Here is an 18,714-nt window from a genome sequence, read left to right as displayed (position 1 = left end):
CACTCGCTACACCCGTAGAGTCGAGCTTGCTCGACTGAATCCAGCAGCATCCCATCACCAGAACCGATCCCGCTAAACCAACGCGCTCAACATCGAACGCACGGCACGGTACCAGTCCATCAGCCGGCCGCCAGATGACAACGCACACCGCTCATCCTTCGGCACCCGTGGCCCCGCCCGCCACCACGGGCGGGCCCGTCCATCAGGAATGCTGACACCCTCAATCTGGTTGAGCGCCATCAACTGCTGCAGATCCAGATACAGCGCCTCAGATTCCGGCGCACGCTGTAGAGCGTCTGCCGGCAGACGCAGCGCGACCGTCGGTTTTGTGCGCTCCACCCTCAGCACGGGAAAGCCTTTGCAGCGCACCTGGAAAGAGGGCGCAACGGCATCCGCCGGGTAGATCGTGAAGCCCGTTGCTCGGCGCGTGGAAACAAACTCGTGCGCACTGCCATAGAGCTTCTCGAACTCCGCGAATCCCATCTTCGGATAGACCCACTTCTGTTCGGCTGCGCTCTGCGGCCATGGCAGGCAGGCAATAGCGGCCAGCGCGGTGATGACCATCAGGCCAGACGCCAGGAACGACCTCACTCATGCCCCCGCGCCGAGCGGCCGCACGCGTTCCTGGATGAAGACATTGAGCGCGAGGCAGGCCATCGCCAAGCCTTCCATCACGCGGTCGCCCACGTCTTGGTCAGGATCTCCGTTCTGGCGGGCGCGCTCGGCGGCCAGCAGCAGTTCCTGCACCACGCGCTGGCCAGCCAAGGCGCAATCGGCATCGGCCAAGGCAATCTGCCGACTGCGAAGTGGATGGCGTTCCGGCCAGGGCTGGCCGTCGGCGGCGGCACCGGCGCCAATACTGCGCAGCAGATGGGTGAGCGTGTTGGGGTCTGGCGCGGGATCGGCTGCCGGCGGTTCCTGGATGGAATGCGGGGCAGGGGAGTAGGGTGCGGTCACGGCGGGCTCCTTGCGTGCAGGCAGAAGCCGCCACCGATTAAGGTGGCGGACGATGCGTGGTTCGAAACCCGGCGTTCGCGAAACCGGCAGGCACAAGGCCTCCACGCACCGCCCGCCATAGCCGGCCGACGGATTGCCAGCCGGCATCACACAGGGTGATGCCGGCTGGCAAGCGTTTACTTCTACGAACTAGCGGGGTTTCGAATCCCGGCCACCGATGCACGGTGGCATCGAAAGGAATACGCCCGGTCGTACGCGATGCCAAGGCAGTAGGGCCGATGCCGTCACTGCATTCAACATTTTCAGAATCGTTGCAAATTCCGCCGTGCGGCTGAGGCCTTGGTATGCAAGGCTATCGGCGGCATTGGTGGCTCAGACGCGTTTGCAGTTGCAGAGGTGCCTGAGGGGCCAAGGGCAGGGCAGATGCGACACCCCGATGCCCCGCCAGCGGATGCCAGCGGCCCTGCATCGCGACCCTGGTCTGTTCAATCCGGAGGGAAGTGTGGCTGCGCGCGCGGATGGTGCGATTGCTCTTGAACATGCTTTCCAGCTCTGAGCGTGGCTCATGACAGAGGGATGGACGATGAGGAAATCTGGTTTACTGCTGCTGATCGTTCCGGCCGTGTATCTTGTGGCGTGTTCGGGACTATCTGCAGTCAAGTCGCGTGCGTTTGACTCCATCAAACCAGGGGACAGTCGCACAGCCGTCGTGGAAGCTTTGGGTGATCCGGATGTGCGGGAACTGCCGGAGAGGCGCTTCGCACGTTATGCGAGCAAGCCGTGCAGTGGTGCGTGCAGGGAACGCCTGTGGTTCGAGAACACGCTGAGCTTGGACATTGAGGCCTGGTCTGTTGAACTGGATGAGAATGGCCACGTCATCAGTAAGGCGCATTGGCATTCGCCGTAACCCAAGGTGCCGCGCGATGACCGAAACCCGCGTGCGGTTGGGTGCATTGATCAGGCTTGGATGTCGAATCGATACATTTCGCCTCAGCGGCTGAGGGGGGCTGGTGCAAAGGCAAACAATGAAAAGCACAACGCGACGTTTGAACACATGCTTCGTCTGGGCTGCGCTCAATTTCATGACGTTGCTGTTGCCGCCACTTACAGGTTCGAATTTCTACCTCTTCATCACCACTGGGTTGATGCTGAACGCGGTAGTGGCGTGTATGGTCTTGAAGGGAGTTGCCCCCCTGAAGAATGCGGTCCAGCACGAAGTAAACGTCGCACTGATAAAGCGCTGGGTCACTGTTATCAGCGTAACTGGAACCCTGGCTGTTCTTGTGGCTGGATTTCAGGGCGCCTTGGAGAGGCAATCCATACCATTTGTTCTGAGTGGGTACGTGCTGCTGATGATCGTTCCTGGGAAGATCATGAGCTTGGCCGTTGCACGTGGAATGGACGAGGTTGAGGGCAAGTGAATCGAATCAAGTAACGTTGTCTGCGCCAAGTAATGCCAAGCCTCATGGCTGCCGGAACGCGCCGTCCGCATCTGTGAGGTGCATGGTATGGGCGCCAACGAGTCGTGGCAGACCTTCGTCCGAACCGTGTAGAAAGTTGATGGAAGACGATCCACTCGCTTCGGGCGGCTCGCACCGATGTCGGGATGGCTATGATCAGCGTGGGAACTGCGGCACGGAGGCACCATGGCAGCATCTGACCCTGCAACAGCGCCGTTCCACGGCCGCGTATGTCTTCGGGACTACGAGCATATCGGCAAGCTGAGTGTTGCCGAGATCACCCCGAGTGGCACGCTTCTCGTCTGCCGGGCCGGCGCGGATGCCCGCTTGGAACCGGTGCGGGGTGTCTTGGGGCAGGGCAGGTCCAACAAGGACGTCGTACCCATGGCTTACCTGTCTTGCGAAATCAATGATGCGCACGGCACGCCGGATTACGCCACGAATCTCATCTTGATGATTGATGGAAAAATGATGGGAGATGGCTTCTGCGCACCGAGAATTTCCTGGTCACGCACCCTTTTCCGTGGGTCCTTCAAGGTTCTGCTCGACGATGGCTGGTGCTTCGAGTCGAGATATCGCCGGCAAGTCCTGCGTGAAATGTGGTGGCGGCTCAATGTCGGTGGCACGTTGGACGACCAGCCCGTGGATTTCATCGAAAAACTGGTAACGATCGTGTCCGAAACACGGCCGCAATGGATCGCGGTAGACCCGTAAACGTTCCTGCTGGGCGACACCCGTAAAACCCACCCAGCAAGGCGCCCCCCATTGGCGCTCCCCCCCCCCACGCCCAGCCGTGACCTCCAGCCGATTGTCGCCATCGCCCCAACCGCGTAAGTTGCGGGCAACCCTTTGCTGGAGTGTCCCATGAAGCCCATCGCGCTGGCCGTTGCCCTGGCCCTGAGTGCCGCCCCGCTGCTGTCCGCACCGTCGGCCCTGGCCGCACCCGCCGCCAAGGCGGCTACCCCGGCCAGCCCGGCCTGGGTGGCGCGCAGCAACGCGCTGGCGCAGATCCTGCTGGACGCGCAGGGGCCGTTCCAGCCCGAGGAAACCGGCTTCTTCGGCGTGCCCGGCTATGACGATAAGGTGGCCGACCTGGGCCCGGACAACGGCCAGCGCTACCGCGCCGCCATGGCCAAGGCCCGCGACGAACTGAAGGCCAAGCTGGCCAGCGAGAAGGACCCCAACGTCCGCCAGGACCTGGAGATCATGATCGCTGCGGCCAACCAGAACATCGAAGGCAGCGAACTGAACGACAAGTACCTGCTGCCGTGGCGCGATGCGCCGCAGACGGTGTTCAGTGGCCTGAACCTGCTGCTGTCCGACCAGGTACCCGCCGAGCGCCGCGGCAAGGCGCTGGATCGCCTGAAGGCCTATGCCGGCCTGCAGCCGGGCAGCACCGCCTTCACCACCCTGGCCCGCCAGCGCTACGAAGAGCGCCTGAAGGACAGCAGCCTGCTGCAGCCGACCACGATTGAAGTGCAGCAGTCGCTGGACAACGTGCAGACCTACATCACCGGCATCGAGTCGCTGCTGAAGAAGTACCAGATTGCCGGTGCCGATGAAGCCATGCAGGCCCTGGCCGGGCAGATGAAGGACTACGCCGAATGGACCCGCAAGGAAGTGCTGCCCAAGGCCCGCACTGACGCGCGCCTGCCGGCGCCGCTGTATGCCTACCAGCTCAAGCAGGTGGGCATCGATATCGACCCGAAGCTGCTGATGCAGCGTGCCCAGTTGGAATTCATGGAAACCCGCTCGGCGATGCAGCAGCTCGCCCCGCTGGTGGCCAAGGAGAAGGGCCTGAAGGTGGCCGACCCGAGCGACCCGGTAGCGGTCATCCGTGCACTGAAGGCCAACAAGATTGCCAATGACCAGTTGGAAGGCCATTACCGCAAGGTGATCGATGCGATCGATCCGCTCATCCGCGAACACGCCATTGTCGATGTGCCCAAGCGCGCCATGCAGATGCGCCTGGGCTCGGCGGCGGAAAGCGCGGCCAGCCCGGCCCCGCACTTCCTGCCGGCGCCGCTGGTGAACAACACCGGGCAGCAGGGCACCTTCGTGCTGCCGCTGGGCAACCCGGCCGCTGGCGAGGGCGCGCAGTACGACGATTTCAACTTCGGTTCGGCCGCATGGACCCTGAGCGCGCATGAGGGCCGCCCCGGCCACGAGCTGCAGTTCACCGCCATGGTCGAGCGCGGTGTGTCGCTGGCGCGCACCATGTTCGCGTTCAATTCGGTGAACGTGGAAGGCTGGGCGCTGTATGCCGAGGCCGAGATGGTGCCGTACGAGCCGCTGGACGGGCAGATGATCGCCCTGCAGTTCCGCCTGCTGCGCGCGGCGCGCGCGATGCTCGACCCGATGCTCAACCTGGGCCTGACCGACCGTGCCACCGGCGAGCGCGTGCTGATCGATCAGGTGGGCCTGTCCAAGGCCATGGCCACGCAGGAGCTGGACCGTTACATGGTGCGCATGCCCGGCCAGGCCGGCAGCTACTTCTACGGTTACACCCGCATCCTGGAACTGCGCATGCAGACCGAACTGGCACTGGGCGCGAAGTTCGACCGCCTGGCGTTCAACAACTTCCTGCTCGACCAGGGCCTGCTGCCGCCGGACCAGCTGGCCGAAGCCGTGCAGCAGCAGTTCGTGCCGAAGTACCGGTAACGCCAGACCCGGGGTCGGATCCCTTTCCGCAGGAAAGGGCTCTGACCCCAGGGGTTATCGGGAAAGCCCATCCACGCATGGCGTGGATCTACCAGCCACCGGACCGGTAGCGCCGGGCCATGCCGGGCGAGCGCAGCGGAAAAGCCGCCGATTGGGCCAGGTAGCGCCGGGCCATGCCCGGCGCGCGCAGGAGCAACGCCGCCGGGCATGGCCCGGCGCTACCGTCGCATCAGCGTTGCGGGGTAATGGTCTGCGTCGGCAGGCGTGCCGGCGGTTCGGGGTTGGGCACCCAGATCGCCACGCCGGCCGCGCGCTTCTGCGTGGTGGGAATGCCGATGCCCACGCCGCCGCCCACGTGCGAGCCGTAGCTGCCGGCGCCCACCGACATGCCCACCGGCGAACCGCTGCTGCCCACGCCCATCAGGATCACGCCGTTGGCGCCCAGCGCGGCGGCTTCGCGCTTCAGCCGCGCCACCGCTGCATCGGTCTGGCCCTGGGTCCCGAAGCCCACCGCCGAAGACGATTCCAGCTGGGCGATTTCCAGCGAACCGGCCGGCGGGGTGGAATAGATCTGCACCAGGGCCGGGTCGATCGGCGCCCGCGCCCGGCCCAGCATGACTTTGGAGGTGCTGGCGCACCCGGCAGCGGCCAGCAGCATGGCCGCCAATGCGACCCAACGGATGTTCATGGCGTATACCCCTGTGGATTGCCTCGGATCATCGGACCGGCACTCTGAATAAGCGCCAACACCGGCATGCTGGCCCTGGCCGCATGCTGGCACGGCGGCGGTGATGCTGTCGCCAACACCGGTAGGCGGCCGCCCCGGGAACGGCTATGGTGGCGGCAACCAAGCACGGAGCGTGGCATGGGCGTTATCAGTCTGTTGTGGGGTGTGGTGGCGCTGCTGTGGATGATCCTGGCGCTGATCCCCCTTCTGGGGTGGGGCAACTGGTTCCTCATTCCCTTTGCGGCCGTCGGCGCGATCATCGCCGCCATCGGCATCCTGTTCACCCACCCCAGCAAGCGCGGCCGCGCCTGGGCCGGCCTGGTGCTGAACGGCATCGTGGTGGTGGTGGGCATCTTCCGCCTGGGCCTGGGCGGCGGGGTGATCTGAACACCCCGGGCGGGTGCGACCGGGCGTCGCAGGTGCGCGGTCGCGGCGCGGGCAGGGGCGTAGAATGGGCGGCTGCGCGAGCCCCCCGCGTGCCTGCAGGACCGCGTCCGCCGCGGTAGCCCCGATGATCATTCGCCCCCGGCCGCACGGCTGGCAATTGCTGTACATCCTGCGCGGTTCCATCGTTCCGGCGGTGGCGCCCAAGGTGCTGGCCATCCTGGTGCTGGCCATCGCCGTTGCCGCGGTGGTGGAACTGGCGCAGCCGCCCGGCATCGAGCGCGTCTCGGCCGCACCGTTCACCCTGCTGGGCCTGGTGCTGTCGATCTTCCTCAGCTTCCGCAACAGCGCCTGCTACGACCGCTGGTGGGAAGGCCGCAAGCTGTGGGGCCAACTGGTCTACGAATCGCGCTCGCTGGCGCGCCAGCTGCACCTGCTGCTGGCCGACGATGCGCCGCGCCGGCAGCGCGTCAGCTACCTCACCATTGCCTTCGCCGCCGCCCTGGCCGCGCGCCTGCGCCGCCGTGAGGTGGCCCTTGCGGCCGTGCCGTGGCTGGACGATGACCAGCGCACGCAGCTGGCCCAGCGCGAGAACGTGCCCGATGCGCTGCTGGCGATGATCGCCGCCGAACTGGCCCAGGCCCTGCGCGCCGGCACCCTCGATTCGATCCTGTACACGCAGCTGGAAGAACGCCTGCACGCCATGTCGTCCATCCAGGCCGGCTGCGAGCGCATTCTCACCACGCCGTTGCCGTTCGCCTACACCCTGCTGCTGCACCGCTGCGCGTGGATGTTCTGCGTGCTGCTGCCGTTCGGCCTGGCCAGTTCGCTGGGCTGGGCCACGCCGGTGCTGTCGGCGGTGCTGGCCTATGCGTTCTTCGGCCTGGACCAGTTGGGCGAAGAGATGGAAGACCCGTTCGGCCTGGAGCCGAACGATCTGCCGCTGGACGCCCTGGTGCGCACCATCGAAATCGACCAGCTGGATGCGCTGGGCGAACGCCCCCTGCCCGAACCCCTGCTGCCGCAGGGCTACCTGTTGCAATAGCCACTCCTCGGAGCCTGCCATGCCTCACCCCCATTACCGCCCACGGCGCATGCGCCATGACGAATTCTCGCGCCGCCTGATGCGCGAGAACACGCTGACCACCGACGACCTGATCTACCCGGTGTTCGTGCACGAGCCGGCCGGTCGCGTGGCCGTGCCGTCGATGCCCGGCGTGGAGCGGCTGTCGATCGAAGAGCTGCTGAAGGTGGCCGAAGAAGCACTGGAGCTGGGCATTCCGGTCATCGACCTGTTCCCGGTCATCGATGCCTCGCAGAAGACGCTGGACGCTTCGGCGGCCTGGGCCGAGGACGGCCTGGCACAGCGGGCGATCCGTGCGCTGAAGACCCGCTTCCCGGAACTGGGGGTGATGACCGACGTGGCCCTGGACCCGTACACCACCCACGGCCAGGACGGGATCATCGACGACAAGGGCTACGTGCTGAACGACATCACCGTGGAAGCCCTGGTGAAGCAGTCGCTGTCGCACGCCGAGGCCGGCGCCGACATCATCTCGCCGTCGGACATGATGGACGGCCGCATCGGCGCCATCCGCCGTGCGCTGGATGCCGACCACCACGTCAACGTGCGCATCATGGCCTACTCGGCCAAGTACGCCTCGGCCTTCTACGGCCCGTTCCGTGATGCGGTGGGCAGCGCCGGCAACCTCGGCAAGGCCGACAAGAAGACCTACCAGATGGACCCGGCCAACGGTGACGAGGCGCTGCGCGAGATCGCGCTGGATCTGGAAGAAGGCGCCGACATGGTGATGGTCAAGCCGGGCATGCCCTACCTGGACCTGGTGCGCCGGGTGAAGGAGAAGTTCGGCGTGCCGACTTTTGCTTACCAGGTCAGCGGCGAGTACGCGATGATGAAGGCCGCCTTCGCCAATGGCTGGCTGGACGAACGCGCCTGCGTGCTGGAATCGCTGCTGGGCTTCAAGCGCGCCGGCGCCGATGGCGTGCTGACCTATTTCGCCCCGCAGGTAGCGCGCTGGCTGCGCGAGCGCTGACAATAGCGCCCACGAACGCGTTCACGAACTAGGGAGACACAGGCGATGGCACCGGAACTGGGATGGATGCAGTGGTTGATCTGGATCGTGGGCACCACGATCTTCGGCGCCATCATCGTGTTCGTGTTCCTGGCCGCCCGCCGTGCCGCCCGGCGCGCGCCGGAACAGCCGTCCGCCGCGCGCCACGTGGCCCGCAGCCAGGCCCTGCCGGATGCGGTGGAAGCCGAGCTGGCCGCGTTGAACCAGCGCAAGGACAGCGGCCAGATCAGCGAAGCCGAGTACGAACAGCAGCGGGCCAAGGTGTTGTCGCGCTGAGCGGCGTGACCCGGGGTCGGATCCCTTTCCGCAGGAAAGGGCTCTGACCCCTTCGCGAGTGTGCCAACCAAGGTTGGCACCTACCGTGAGGTTCATCCACGCATGGCGTGGATCTACTTTACGCACCCGGCCACGGCCGCGATCTTCGGCACCGCCAACCGGTACACATCCACGCCACCGGCACGCGGCGCGCGTGCGGCGCTGCTGGCCACCAGCATCTCGCCGGGCTTGGCGTTGTCGATCACCGGTGCCGCGGTCCAGCCGCCGTTCTGGTTGAACGACAGCCCCAAGGGCTGCAGCGCCGCCCCGGTCCACGCGCAGCGGCTGGTCATCACCTGCGCCGCGGTGGCGCCCACGCGGCTGAACACCACCGCGCCATCCTGGCCCAGCCAGTCACCATCGGTCTCGTCGCCCGCGCTGTTCAGCGCATCCAGCGCCACCGCCGCGCCACGCGCGCCCTGCGCATCCAGCGGTGCCACGAACAGATCCCAGCCCGTCCCCCGGCCCTGGTGGCGTGCGAACAGCAGCCGGCGGCCATCGGCGCTCAGCGCCGGGCCACGCTCGGGGCGGGTCTTGCCGGTGCCGGCCAGCGCCTGCGCAGGGCCCAGGCTGCCATCGGCCGCCAGCGGCGCGCGGTACAGCGCCAGCGCGTCCTCGCGGCCGGCGGCAAACAGCAGCCAGCGCCCATCGCGGCTGAAGTACGGATCGACCACCTCGCCGGGCACCGCCACCGGCAGGGCCTGCGCCTGCTGCCAGCGCCCGTCCACCACCCGTGCCTGCCACAGCCCCCAGCCCGCTTCGCCGCGGCGGGCGAAGACGATGCGCTGGCCATCGGCACTGATCGTCGCGCGCCCTTCATCGGCCCGGGTCGATACCACCCCCATGCCTTCAATGCCGTACTCGTTCAACGCCATCGCCACGGGGGCAGAGAGTAGACTGGCGGCGAGCACCAGCAGGGTCGGGGTGATGCGCATCATCCAGGTCCGTGCACGAAAGAGCATCAGTCTAGCCAGCTTGAGGATTCCATGACCGACCGTTACGCCGTCTTCGGACACCCCGTCGCCCACTCGAAGTCGCCGCAGATCCACGCGACGTTCGGTCGCCAGGAAGGCATCAGCGTGGACTACCGCGCCATCGACCTGGCCCCGGACGCTTTCCTGGCCGGGCTGGAAGCCTTCGCTGCCGAAGGCGGCGTGGGTGCCAATGTCACCTCGCCGCACAAGGAAGCCGCGTTTTCCGTGTGCACCACCCTGACCGCACGTGCGCGCCGCGCCGGCTCGGTCAACACGCTGCTGCGCAAGGGCGACCGCTGGCACGGCGACACCACCGATGGCATCGGCCTGGTGCGTGACCTGACCGACCGCCACAGCCTGGACCTGCGCGGCCGCCGCGTGCTGCTGATCGGCGCCGGTGGTTCGGCGCGCAGCGTGGCACCGGCACTGCTGGATGCCGGTATCACCGAACTGGTGGTGGTGAACCGCACGCCGGAACGTGCCGACGAACTGATCGACGCGATGGGTGAACCCGGCCGCGCCATCAGCCGCTACTGGGAAGACCTGCGCGAGCTGGGCGATTTCGAACTGATCCTCAACGCCACCTCGGCCGGCCGCGACCGCGACGTCGAGTTCAAGCTGCCGCTGTCGCTGGTCAATTCGATGACCACCGCGGTGGACCTGAACTACGGCGAGGCCGCCATCGCCTTCCTGGCCTGGGCGCGCTCGGCCAACTGCCGCAACACCGTTGATGGCCTGGGCATGCTGGTCGAGCAGGCCGCCGAAAGCTTCCTGCAGTGGCATGGCGTGCGCCCGCAGACCGACGAGGTCTACCAGCAGCTGCGCGCCGGTGCCGGCACCTTCGCCGGGCAGGACTGAACCATGGATGCATCGGCCATGCTGATGAGCGTGCTCAGCCTGCTGGGCGTGCGCCTGCCGGTGCTGATCGCACTGTGCGTGGGCCTGGTGTGGGTGCTGGGCGCGCCGCGTGATGCGGCCCGCAGCGGCGCGCTGGCCGGCCTGCTGCTGTTGCTGGCCGCCAACCTGGGCAGCCTGGGTGCCAGCGTGGTGCCGCTGTGGCTGGTCAGCAGCGGCGATTTCAGCGCCGTTTCGGCGATGAGCGCGGTGCTGGGCGGGGTGCACTTCGTGCTGGCCCTGCTGGATGCCTTCGGCATCGTGCTGCTGGTCTGGGCGCTGGTGCGGCTGCTGCGCGCCCGCCCGGCGGCGTCGGCGCCGTAACGCTGGGCCACCGCGGCTGTTGGTAGTCGCCGACCTTGGTCGGCGCTGTGGGGGTGTGCCAACCAAGGTTGGCACCTACCAGAGCTGTGCCAACCAAGGTTGGCACCTACCAGGGCGGTGTGCCGGTGGCGCCATCTGCCTTGGCCGCAGGGCTGCGCCCGGCCCATGGCCGCCAACGGCCGACGCCGCTGACCCCGTTCAGCGCCGCCGCGCCGGTCCCGTCGGCCGGCCATGCGACAATGACCGGCCTGATCCAGCCACGGTAACTTCCGGCGTGACCGAAACTGTCGCCGCCCCCCGCAAGCTCGATGACGCCTTGAAGGACGCGATCCGCAAGGCCTATACGACGCTGCAGGCCAACACCCCCGGCTTCTCCACCCGCCGCTCGCAGAGCCAGATGATCGGCGTGGTGTCGCGCGCGCTGTCCACCAGCGGCGGCGTGGGCGTGGTCGAAGCGCCCACCGGCGTCGGCAAGAGTCTGGGCTACCTGACCGCAGGCGTGCCGATCGCGCTGGCCAGCAAGAAGAAGCTGGTCATCAGCACCGGTACCGTGGCGCTGCAGTCGCAGTTGGTCGAGCGCGACATTCCCAATTTCCTCAAGGCCACCGGCCTGGAAGCGACCGTGGCGCTGGCCAAGGGCCGCACCCGCTACCTGTGCACGCGCAACGCCGCCGAAGCGCAGGGCGAGGGCGCCCAGGGCGGCATGTTCGAAGACGAGGCGCCGCTGTACGACCGGCCGCTGGCGCCCATCGAAATGGATATCGCCAAGCGCCTGTCCGATGCCTTCACCAGCGGCAGCTGGGACGGCGACATCGACAACGCGCCGGAAACCATCAGCCCTGGCCTGCGCAGCCGCATCACCACCCCGGCCTCGGCCTGTGCCGGCCGTCGCTGCGCGTATTCGGCGCAGTGCGCGGTGCTGCGCTCACGCAACACCGTGCGCGATGCGCAGATCGTGGTGACCAACCACGCGCTGCTGCTGTCGGCCCTGTCCATTGGTGACAGCGACAACGGCCAGCCGATGATCGCCGCGCCGTCGGACATGCTGCTGGTGCTGGACGAAGGCCACCACATCGGCAACGTGGCCATCGACCAGGGCGCGGCCAGCCTGGCCCTGGACGACATGGCCAAGCGCGTCGGTCGCCTGCAGATCCTGATTGCCGGTGCGTACCGCGCGGTCGACAAGGACCGCCTGGGCAACCTGCTGCCGAACGAGGCCATCGACGTGGCCAGCAACGTGGCCAAGCAGCTGCGCGCCTTCCGTGACCACGTGGAAGCGGTGTGGATGCCGGCGCCGGCCGACGAAGAGCCGATGTGGCGCGCGGCCAACGGGCGCCTGCCCGAGGCCTGGCGCGAACCCATCGAAGCGCTGGCCGACGACACCCGCAGCCTCTACAACTGGGCCCACGCCGCCACCGCACAGGTGGCCAAGGGCAAGCCGGACGACGCTGCGCGCGAGCGCCTGCAGCGCAACCTGGGCATGGCCCTGGAAATGATCGAGCAGCAGTACAACCTGTGGCAGGCCTGGCGCCGCGAGGACAAGGACGGCGCGCCGCCCACCGCGCGCTGGGTCACCGCCACCCGCGATGGCGACCTGGTGCTGCACGGCTCACCGGTGTCGGCCGCGCACGTGCTGCGCAAGCTGCTGTGGGATGAAGTGGATTCGGTGGTGATGACCTCGGCCACCCTGACCGGCGGCGGTGATTTCCAGTCGCTGGCCATCGACAACGGCATTCCGCCGGAAGCGGAAATGGTCTCGCTGGCCTCGCCGTTCGACCTGCCCAACCAGGCCGAACTGATCGTGCCGAAGTTCCCGGTCACCCCCGACGACCGCGACGGCCACCCGCGCGAAGTCGCCCGTTACCTGGATACCGAGCTGGACTGGGCCAAGGGCTCGATGGTGCTGTTCACTTCGCGCTGGAAGATGGAAAAGGTGGCCGGCCTGATGTCGGCCGCGCGCCGCAAGCAGGTGCTGGTGCAGGGCGAAATGTCCAAGACCCGGCTGATTGACGAACACCTGCGCCGCGTGGCCGCCGGCGAAGGCTCGGTGCTGTTCGGTCTGAACTCGTTCGGCGAAGGCCTGGACCTGCCAGGCGAAGCCTGCACCACGGTGGTCATCACCCAGGTGCCGTTCGCCGTGCCCACCGACCCGCAGACCGCCACCCTGAGCGAATGGGTGGAAGCGCGGGGCATGAACGCCTTCAACCTGATCGCCATTCCGCATGCGCTGCGCACGCTCACCCAGTTTGCCGGCCGCCTGATCCGCACCTCCACCGACACCGGCCGGGTGATCATTCTCGACTCGCGCCTGCTGACCCGCCGCTACGGCAAGCGCATCATCGACGCACTGCCGCCGTTCAAGCGCGTGATCGGCTGAGTCGGGGTCAGAGCCGGGGTCAGATCCCTTCCGCAGGAAGGGCTCTGACCCCAGCCCGCCCTCAACCGCCTTCCGGGTTCCGGCAGGATTGGCTGCCCATCGCATCGTGGTAGTCGCGGTCAAAGCAGCGCAGGAAGCCATCCAGCACGTCCAGGTTGGGCGGCCACGGCGCATCCACCTGCTGCCCGCCGGCGGTGGTGAAGTGATAGCGCCCATCCTTCAGCGCCCCGGCGATCTGCTCGGGGGTGGGAATCGCGATCAGCGCTGCGCGCGCTTCTTCCAGCGCCGCACGGTCGCGCTGCAGGAAGGCGATCGTGCCGTCCACGTAGGCGTTCCAGTAGCCCGGATCGGTGTCCTTGGGCGCGTAGGTGCGTTGCATCAGCGCAATCGCCTGCGGGTACTGGCCTGCCTCGGCACGCATCTGGCCGGCGTGCCAGAGAATGATGTTCCTGCCAGCGGCTTTGGGCTGCGCGGCGTAGGCAGTCAGCAGGTCCGCCGCCTCGCGCTGGCAGCCGCGGTCGGCCAGCGGGCGCCAGCCACCTTCCAGGTCCTGGTCGAACGCATCCGGCTCCATCGCCAGCATGGCATCGCGGTCGTAGCTGCAATCCGGCGCGTTCGGCGGTTCCGGTGCCGCGCCCAGCGCAGCGGCAAGGGCAATGGAAAGCAACGTCATCACAACCTCCGTGTTGGTGTTGCGTCCTACCTTACCGGGGTCAGAGCCCTTTCTGCGAAAGGGATCCGACCCCCTGCCGCGATCCGGGGTCAGATCCCTTCCGCAGGAAGGGCTCTGACCCCCACGCAACTCAATCGCCCAGCAGGGCGGTGTTGCGCACGGCGCCCTTGTCGGCGCTGGTAGCCAGCAGGGCGTAGGCCTTCAAGGCGCTGGTGACCTTGCGCGGGCGTGCTTCGCGCGGCTTCCAGCCACGCGCGTCGGCATCGTTGCGGCGCTGGGCCAGGGTGGCTTCGTCCAGCAGCAGGTCGATGCGGCGGGCCGGAATGTCGATGCGGATGCGGTCGCCATCTTCCACCAGGCCAATCGTGCCGCCGCTGGCCGCTTCCGGTGAAACGTGGCCGATCGACAGGCCCGAGGTGCCGCCGGAGAAACGGCCATCGGTCAACAGCGCGCACTGCTTGCCCAGCCCCTTCGATTTCAGATAGCTGGTCGGGTACAGCATTTCCTGCATGCCAGGGCCGCCCTTCGGGCCTTCGTAGCGGATCACCACCACGTCGCCCGGCTTCACCTCATCGGCCAGGATGCCGGCAACGGCCGCGTCCTGGCTCTCGAATACGCGCGCCGTACCTTCGAACACGTGGATCGACTCATCCACGCCGGCGGTCTTCACTACGCAGCCATCGATGGCCAGATTGCCGCGCAGCACGGCCAGGCCGCCCTCGGCCGAGTAGGCGTGCTCGACGCTGCGGATGCAGCCTTCGGCGCGGTCCACGTCCAGCGTGGGCCAGCGCGTGGCCTGGCTGAAAGCCACCTGGGTGGGAATGCCGGCCGGGCCGGCGCGGAAGAAATCGTGCACGCTCGATTCGCCGCTGACTGCCACGTCCCAGCGTTCGATGGCGTCGGCCAGGGTGCGGCTGTGCACGGTCGGCACCGTGGTGTCGAGCAGGCCGCCACGCGCCAGTTCGCCCAGGATGCCGTACACGCCGCCGGCGCGGTGTACGTCTTCCATGTGGTACTTGGGCGTGTTCGGCGCCACCTTGCACAGCTGCGGCACGCGCCGCGACAGCGCATCGATGTGGGTCAGGTCGAAGTCCACCTCGGCTTCCTGTGCGGCCGCCAGCAGGTGCAGGATGGTGTTGGTGGAACCGCCCATGGCGATATCGAGGGTCATTGCATTGGCGAATGCGGCCTGGGTGGCGATGCCGCGCGGCAGCGCGCTCGCTTCCTCGCCGCCGTACCAGCGGTGGCACAGTTCGACGATCAGGCGGCCGGCGCGCAGGAACAGCTGTTCGCGGTCGGCGTGGGTGGCCAGGGTGGAGCCGTTGCCGGGCAGCGACAGGCCCAGCGCTTCGGTCAGGCAGTTCATCGAGTTGGCGGTGAACATGCCCGAACAGGAACCGCAGGTGGGGCAGGCGCTGCGCTCGAACTCGGCGACCTTTTCATCGCTGGCGCTTTCGTCGGCGGCGATCACCATCGCATCGACCAGGTCCAGCTTGTGCTCGGACAGCTTGGTCTTGCCGGCTTCCATCGGCCCGCCGGACACGAACACCACCGGGATGTTGAGGCGCAGCGCGGCCATCAGCATGCCGGGGGTGATCTTGTCGCAGTTGGAAATGCACACCAGCGCATCGGCGCAGTGCGCGTTGACCATGTATTCGACCGAGTCGGCGATGATCTCGCGGCTGGGCAGCGAGTACAGCATGCCGTCGTGGCCCATGGCGATGCCGTCGTCCACGGCGATGGTGTTGAATTCCTTGGCGACGCCGCCGACCTTTTCGATCTCGCGCGCGACCAGCTGGCCGAGGTCCTTCAGGTGCACGTGGCCGGGCACGAACTGGGTGAAGGAGTTGGCGATGGCGATGATCGGCTTGTGGAAGTCGCCGTCCTTCATGCCGGTGGCGCGCCACAGGGCGCGGGCGCCGGCCATGTTGCGACCGGCGGTGGAGGTGCGGGAGCGGTATTCAGGCATGGCTGGCGGAACGGGCGGGCCGTACAACGTGGGGGTTGCCCGATCATGGCGGAGTTTTTCGGTTGCTGCTGCAACCACCTTCGCCGCCTGCAGCGGCTTGGTGGTCCGCGCATTTCTCCTTATCCCCGCGCCTTCGGCGCGCCCCCTTGAACAACAAGGGGGCTCCTCGCCTGAGACGTGGGAGCGCTCGCCGGGCAGGGCCGGGCGCTGCGGCATGTGTGCCAACCAAGGTTGGCACCTACCGGAAAGGTGTGCCGGCCCGGCGAAAATGAAAACCCGTTCATCTTTCCTACTTTGCCGATTCCGGTTGTTGGTGTGAATTTGGCATCATTGGGGCATTGATCCGATTCCGAGGCATGACGCCATGAAGCGTTCCCGCACCACCGCGCTGCTGTTGATGAGCGCTGCACCCCTGCTGTTCACCGCTTGCCAGAAGGATGAACAGGTGCAGGTGCAGGAAGGCCTGTACACATCGGTGGAGGCCTGCACCGAGGCCACCGGCGACCCGTCGTCGTGCCGCAACGCCTTTGCCGAAGCGCAGCAGAAGGCGGCCGATGCGGCGCCCAAGTACGCCAGCAAGGAAGCCTGCGAGCAGGACTACAAGCCGGAACAGTGCGTGCAGCAGCACACCTCGGCCGGTACGTCGTTCATCGGCCCGATGATGATGGGCTTCTTCATGTCGCAGATGCTGAGCAACCGCGGCGGCCTGGCCCCGCAGGCGCCGGCGTCGGCACCGGCCTACCAGGACAAGAACGCGGGCTGGGCGCGCCCGGCACCGGGCGGCACCGGTGGCATGAACACCGCCAGCGGCATCGGTGGCGGCAAGGCCGGTCTGGCTCCGGTGACCAGCGAACCGAACCGCGCCGTGACCGCCAGCCGCAGTGGCTTTGGCAGCACCAGCGCGCGCCGCAGCGGCAGCAGCTTCGGCGGCTGATCGATCCATGCAGCGTATCCAGATTGCCGAGCGCGCCCACTGGCGGGCGCGCGCGGAGGAAGCCGGTTTCCGCTTCCACACCATCGACGGCCAGCCGTACTGGGACGAGCGCGCGTACTACGCCTTCACCCTGCGCCAGATCGAACAGGACATCGAAGACCCCAGCGCCGAACTGCACCAGATGGCGCTGGACCTCGTGGGCGATGTGATCGCCAGCGAGCGCCTGATGGACCAGTTGGCCATTCCGGCGCACTACCGCGACTGGATCGCCGAGAGCTGGCGCCAGCGCCAGCCGCACCTGTACGGGCGCCTGGACCTGGCCTACGACGGCACCGGCCCGGCCAAGCTGTACGAACTGAACTACGACACGCCCACCTCGCTGTTCGAGGCCAGCTTCTTCCAGTGGCAGTGGCTGGAAGACCAGCGCAATGCCGGCCGCCTGCCGCAGCACGCCGACCAGTTCAATGGCATGCACGAGGCACTGGTCGAGCGTTTCGGCGCACTGGCCGGGCAGTTGCCGCCGCCGTTGTTCTTCAGCGCGGTGGGCAGTTCCGAAGAAGACCGCGGCACGGTCGATTACCTGCGCGATTGCGCGTCGCAGGCCGGCCTGCATGGCCAGGCCATCGCCATTGAAGATATCGGCCTGTCCGAGGACGGTCGCTTCACCGCGCTGGATGACACGGTGATCGGCACGCTGTTCAAGCTGTACCCGCTGGAAGACCTGATGGCCGAGGAATTCGGCCGCGCGCTGCCCGGTTCGGGCATCCAGCTGCTGGAACCGGCGTGGAAGGCGGTGCTGAGCAACAAGGGCATCCTGCCGCTGCTGTGGCAGCGCAACGTGGGCCACCCGAACCTGCTGGAAGCGCATTTCGACGATGGCAGCGCGCTGGCCTCGGGCTGGGTGCGCAAGCCGCTGTTCTCGCGCGAAGGCGCCAACATCGAAATGCACCTGGCCGATGGCAGCACCCAGCGCAGCGACGGTCCGTACGAAGGGCCGGCGATCATCCAGCGTGCGCATCCGCTTACCCGTTTCGACGGCGGTTACCCGCTGATCGGCAGCTGGGTGATCGGCGACCACGCCTGCGGCATCGGCATCCGCGAGGATGACAGCGCGATTACCCGCGACAGTGCGCGCTTCGTGCCGCATGCGATCGTGGACGAGGCGCCGACGCGGATCTACGTCTGATGGCGGTGCGGCGCAACCGCGATCTGCGGCCGGCGCCGCTGCCCGGTCGCCACCTGGACGATGGCCATGGCCTGTGGCGGTATGCAGACCGCGTGGCCGTGCGCTGCCATCGTTGCGATACCCCGGGCTGGGTGGTGGGGCGGTCTGCAGCAGCGCGTTTCCGCTGCCTGGGCTGCAGCCTGGCGCTGGACGGTGGCAGCGGCAACGCCGGTGCCTGCACCTGTGGTCGCTGCAGCGCGGGCGATTGGGTTGGGCCGGTGCGCTACAGCGGGCATCGCGCCTGCGGCCACTGTGGGCACAAGTGGGTGAGCGCCGCGTTGTATCGCGCGCGTGCCGCAGCGCCGGTGCGCACCTTGATGGGGGATTGCGGCCAGTGTGGGCGCAGCAGTGAAGTGACGGTGAGCGTGTCGCGGGTGCGTGCGCACGAGGCCATCGACCCGCATCTGGGACTGCCGCTGCGGTTGGTGGAAAAGACGGCTGCCGGGGTGCTGTGGGCGTACAACGAAGCCCACCTGCAGGCCTTGCATGCATTTGCCGTGGCGCCGCTGCGCGAGCGCGCGGGCGTGGCCAATGCCTCGATGTTTTCACGCCTTCCGCAGTGGATGAAGCTGGCCCGTAACCGCGTGCTGCTGCAGCGCGCGGTGGAGCGGTTGCAACGGCGATTGCTGCAGGGGTGATGCCAAGCTTGGTCGGCGCTGTGGGTTTTGTGCCGACCAAGGTTGGCACCTACCGGGGCGTGAAGGGTGGTAGATGCCGACCTTGGTCGGCATTGTGGGTGTCGTGCCA

At 67.3% G+C, this 18,714-nt stretch carries 20 protein-coding genes; 14 read left to right on the top strand and 6 right to left on the bottom strand.

The features are described from left to right. Nucleotides 1-72: 72 nt before the first annotated feature. Together C1931_RS19320 and C1931_RS19315 are read right to left on the bottom strand one after the other, a co-directional pair. A complete protein-coding gene (locus C1931_RS19320) occupies nucleotides 73-564 on the bottom strand; it encodes a hypothetical protein (protein WP_159095526.1) in 492 nt (163 codons plus the stop codon). Between the two features lie 27 nt (nucleotides 565-591). Continuing rightward, a complete protein-coding gene (locus C1931_RS19315; protein ID WP_108757488.1) occupies nucleotides 592-957 on the bottom strand; it encodes a hypothetical protein in 366 nt (121 codons plus the stop codon). 583 nt (nucleotides 958-1,540) lie between these two features. Between C1931_RS19315 and C1931_RS20390 the strand changes: the two genes are divergently transcribed. The 4 genes from C1931_RS20390 to C1931_RS19300 all read left to right on the top strand — a co-directional run bounded on the left by C1931_RS20390 (nucleotide 1,541) and on the right by C1931_RS19300 (nucleotide 5,078). After that, nucleotides 1,541-1,864, top strand: coding sequence for a hypothetical protein (locus C1931_RS20390; RefSeq protein WP_159095525.1), 324 nt, complete (start codon nucleotides 1,541-1,543; stop codon nucleotides 1,862-1,864). Between the two features lie 175 nt (nucleotides 1,865-2,039). Next, on the top strand, nucleotides 2,040-2,378 hold the full coding sequence (locus C1931_RS19310; protein ID WP_108757487.1) for a hypothetical protein: 339 nt from the start codon (nucleotides 2,040-2,042) through the stop codon (nucleotides 2,376-2,378). Between the two features lie 225 nt (nucleotides 2,379-2,603). Then, nucleotides 2,604-3,131, top strand: a complete 528-nt coding sequence (locus C1931_RS19305; RefSeq protein WP_108757486.1) for a hypothetical protein — start codon at nucleotides 2,604-2,606, stop codon at nucleotides 3,129-3,131. A 150-nt stretch (nucleotides 3,132-3,281) separates the two neighbouring features. Continuing rightward, the gene (locus tag C1931_RS19300) at nucleotides 3,282-5,078 is read left to right on the top strand and encodes a DUF885 domain-containing protein (protein ID WP_108754524.1); all 1,797 of its coding nucleotides are present in this window, start codon (nucleotides 3,282-3,284) and stop codon (nucleotides 5,076-5,078) included. A 229-nt stretch (nucleotides 5,079-5,307) separates the two neighbouring features. Here the strand turns inward: C1931_RS19300 and C1931_RS19295 are convergent, their stop codons facing one another. Beyond that, on the bottom strand, nucleotides 5,308-5,766 hold the full coding sequence (locus C1931_RS19295) for a hypothetical protein (RefSeq protein ID WP_108757485.1): 459 nt from the start codon (nucleotides 5,764-5,766) through the stop codon (nucleotides 5,308-5,310). A 177-nt stretch (nucleotides 5,767-5,943) separates the two neighbouring features. Here C1931_RS19295 and C1931_RS19290 point away from each other — a divergent pair, with 177 nt between their 5' ends. From C1931_RS19290 to C1931_RS19275, 4 genes are all read left to right on the top strand, one after another. Then, nucleotides 5,944-6,192, top strand: a complete 249-nt coding sequence (locus C1931_RS19290; RefSeq protein ID WP_108754522.1) for a hypothetical protein — start codon at nucleotides 5,944-5,946, stop codon at nucleotides 6,190-6,192. A 124-nt stretch (nucleotides 6,193-6,316) separates the two neighbouring features. Continuing rightward, nucleotides 6,317-7,234 (top strand): bestrophin family ion channel, encoded by a 918-nt coding sequence (locus tag C1931_RS19285; RefSeq protein ID WP_108757484.1) that lies wholly within the window; start codon nucleotides 6,317-6,319, stop codon nucleotides 7,232-7,234. Nucleotides 7,235-7,253: 19 nt separating this feature from the next. Next, the gene (gene hemB / locus C1931_RS19280) at nucleotides 7,254-8,243 is read left to right on the top strand and encodes a porphobilinogen synthase (protein ID WP_108751261.1); all 990 of its coding nucleotides are present in this window, start codon (nucleotides 7,254-7,256) and stop codon (nucleotides 8,241-8,243) included. 45 nt (nucleotides 8,244-8,288) lie between these two features. Next, the gene (locus tag C1931_RS19275) at nucleotides 8,289-8,558 is read left to right on the top strand and encodes an SHOCT domain-containing protein (protein WP_108757483.1); all 270 of its coding nucleotides are present in this window, start codon (nucleotides 8,289-8,291) and stop codon (nucleotides 8,556-8,558) included. A 113-nt stretch (nucleotides 8,559-8,671) separates the two neighbouring features. Here C1931_RS19275 and C1931_RS19270 read toward each other — a convergent pair whose 3' ends face one another. Then, complete coding sequence (locus C1931_RS19270; RefSeq protein WP_108757482.1) at nucleotides 8,672-9,535, bottom strand: PD40 domain-containing protein; 864 nt, start codon at nucleotides 9,533-9,535, stop codon at nucleotides 8,672-8,674. 48 nt (nucleotides 9,536-9,583) lie between these two features. Here C1931_RS19270 and aroE point away from each other — a divergent pair, with 48 nt between their 5' ends. From aroE to dinG, 3 genes are all read left to right on the top strand, one after another. Further along, nucleotides 9,584-10,429 (top strand): shikimate dehydrogenase, encoded by an 846-nt coding sequence (gene aroE / locus C1931_RS19265; RefSeq protein WP_108751258.1) that lies wholly within the window; start codon nucleotides 9,584-9,586, stop codon nucleotides 10,427-10,429. Nucleotides 10,430-10,432: 3 nt separating this feature from the next. Beyond that, nucleotides 10,433-10,789, top strand: a complete 357-nt coding sequence (locus tag C1931_RS19260) for a hypothetical protein (protein WP_108751257.1) — start codon at nucleotides 10,433-10,435, stop codon at nucleotides 10,787-10,789. 274 nt (nucleotides 10,790-11,063) lie between these two features. Continuing rightward, complete coding sequence (gene dinG / locus C1931_RS19255) at nucleotides 11,064-13,166, top strand: ATP-dependent DNA helicase DinG (protein WP_108754518.1); 2,103 nt, start codon at nucleotides 11,064-11,066, stop codon at nucleotides 13,164-13,166. 61 nt (nucleotides 13,167-13,227) lie between these two features. Here dinG and C1931_RS19250 read toward each other — a convergent pair whose 3' ends face one another. Then, complete coding sequence (locus C1931_RS19250) at nucleotides 13,228-13,839, bottom strand: hypothetical protein (RefSeq protein WP_108757481.1); 612 nt, start codon at nucleotides 13,837-13,839, stop codon at nucleotides 13,228-13,230. A 130-nt stretch (nucleotides 13,840-13,969) separates the two neighbouring features. Then, the gene (gene ilvD / locus C1931_RS19245) at nucleotides 13,970-15,808 is read right to left on the bottom strand and encodes a dihydroxy-acid dehydratase (protein WP_108757480.1); all 1,839 of its coding nucleotides are present in this window, start codon (nucleotides 15,806-15,808) and stop codon (nucleotides 13,970-13,972) included. 364 nt (nucleotides 15,809-16,172) lie between these two features. On the opposite strand from ilvD, the gene C1931_RS19235 reads away from it, so the two are divergent. The 3 genes from C1931_RS19235 to C1931_RS19225 are packed head-to-tail and all read left to right on the top strand — an operon-like array spanning nucleotide 16,173 to nucleotide 18,605. Continuing rightward, a complete protein-coding gene (locus C1931_RS19235; RefSeq protein WP_108757478.1) occupies nucleotides 16,173-16,742 on the top strand; it encodes a DUF1190 domain-containing protein in 570 nt (189 codons plus the stop codon). Nucleotides 16,743-16,749: 7 nt separating this feature from the next. Continuing rightward, a complete protein-coding gene (locus C1931_RS19230) occupies nucleotides 16,750-17,928 on the top strand; it encodes a glutathionylspermidine synthase family protein (protein WP_108757477.1) in 1,179 nt (392 codons plus the stop codon). After that, complete coding sequence (locus C1931_RS19225) at nucleotides 17,928-18,605, top strand: hypothetical protein (protein WP_108757476.1); 678 nt, start codon at nucleotides 17,928-17,930, stop codon at nucleotides 18,603-18,605. Before C1931_RS19230 ends, C1931_RS19225 begins: the two co-directional genes overlap by 1 nt. The last annotated feature ends 109 nt before the right edge of the window (nucleotides 18,606-18,714 follow it).

Source organism: Stenotrophomonas sp. YAU14A_MKIMI4_1, assembly GCF_003086855.1.
In the GTDB taxonomy this organism is placed as follows: Bacteria; Pseudomonadota; Gammaproteobacteria; order Xanthomonadales; family Xanthomonadaceae; genus Stenotrophomonas.
The sequence above is the reverse complement of the archived record's forward strand: the minus strand, read 5'-3'. Positions and strand labels throughout refer to the sequence as shown.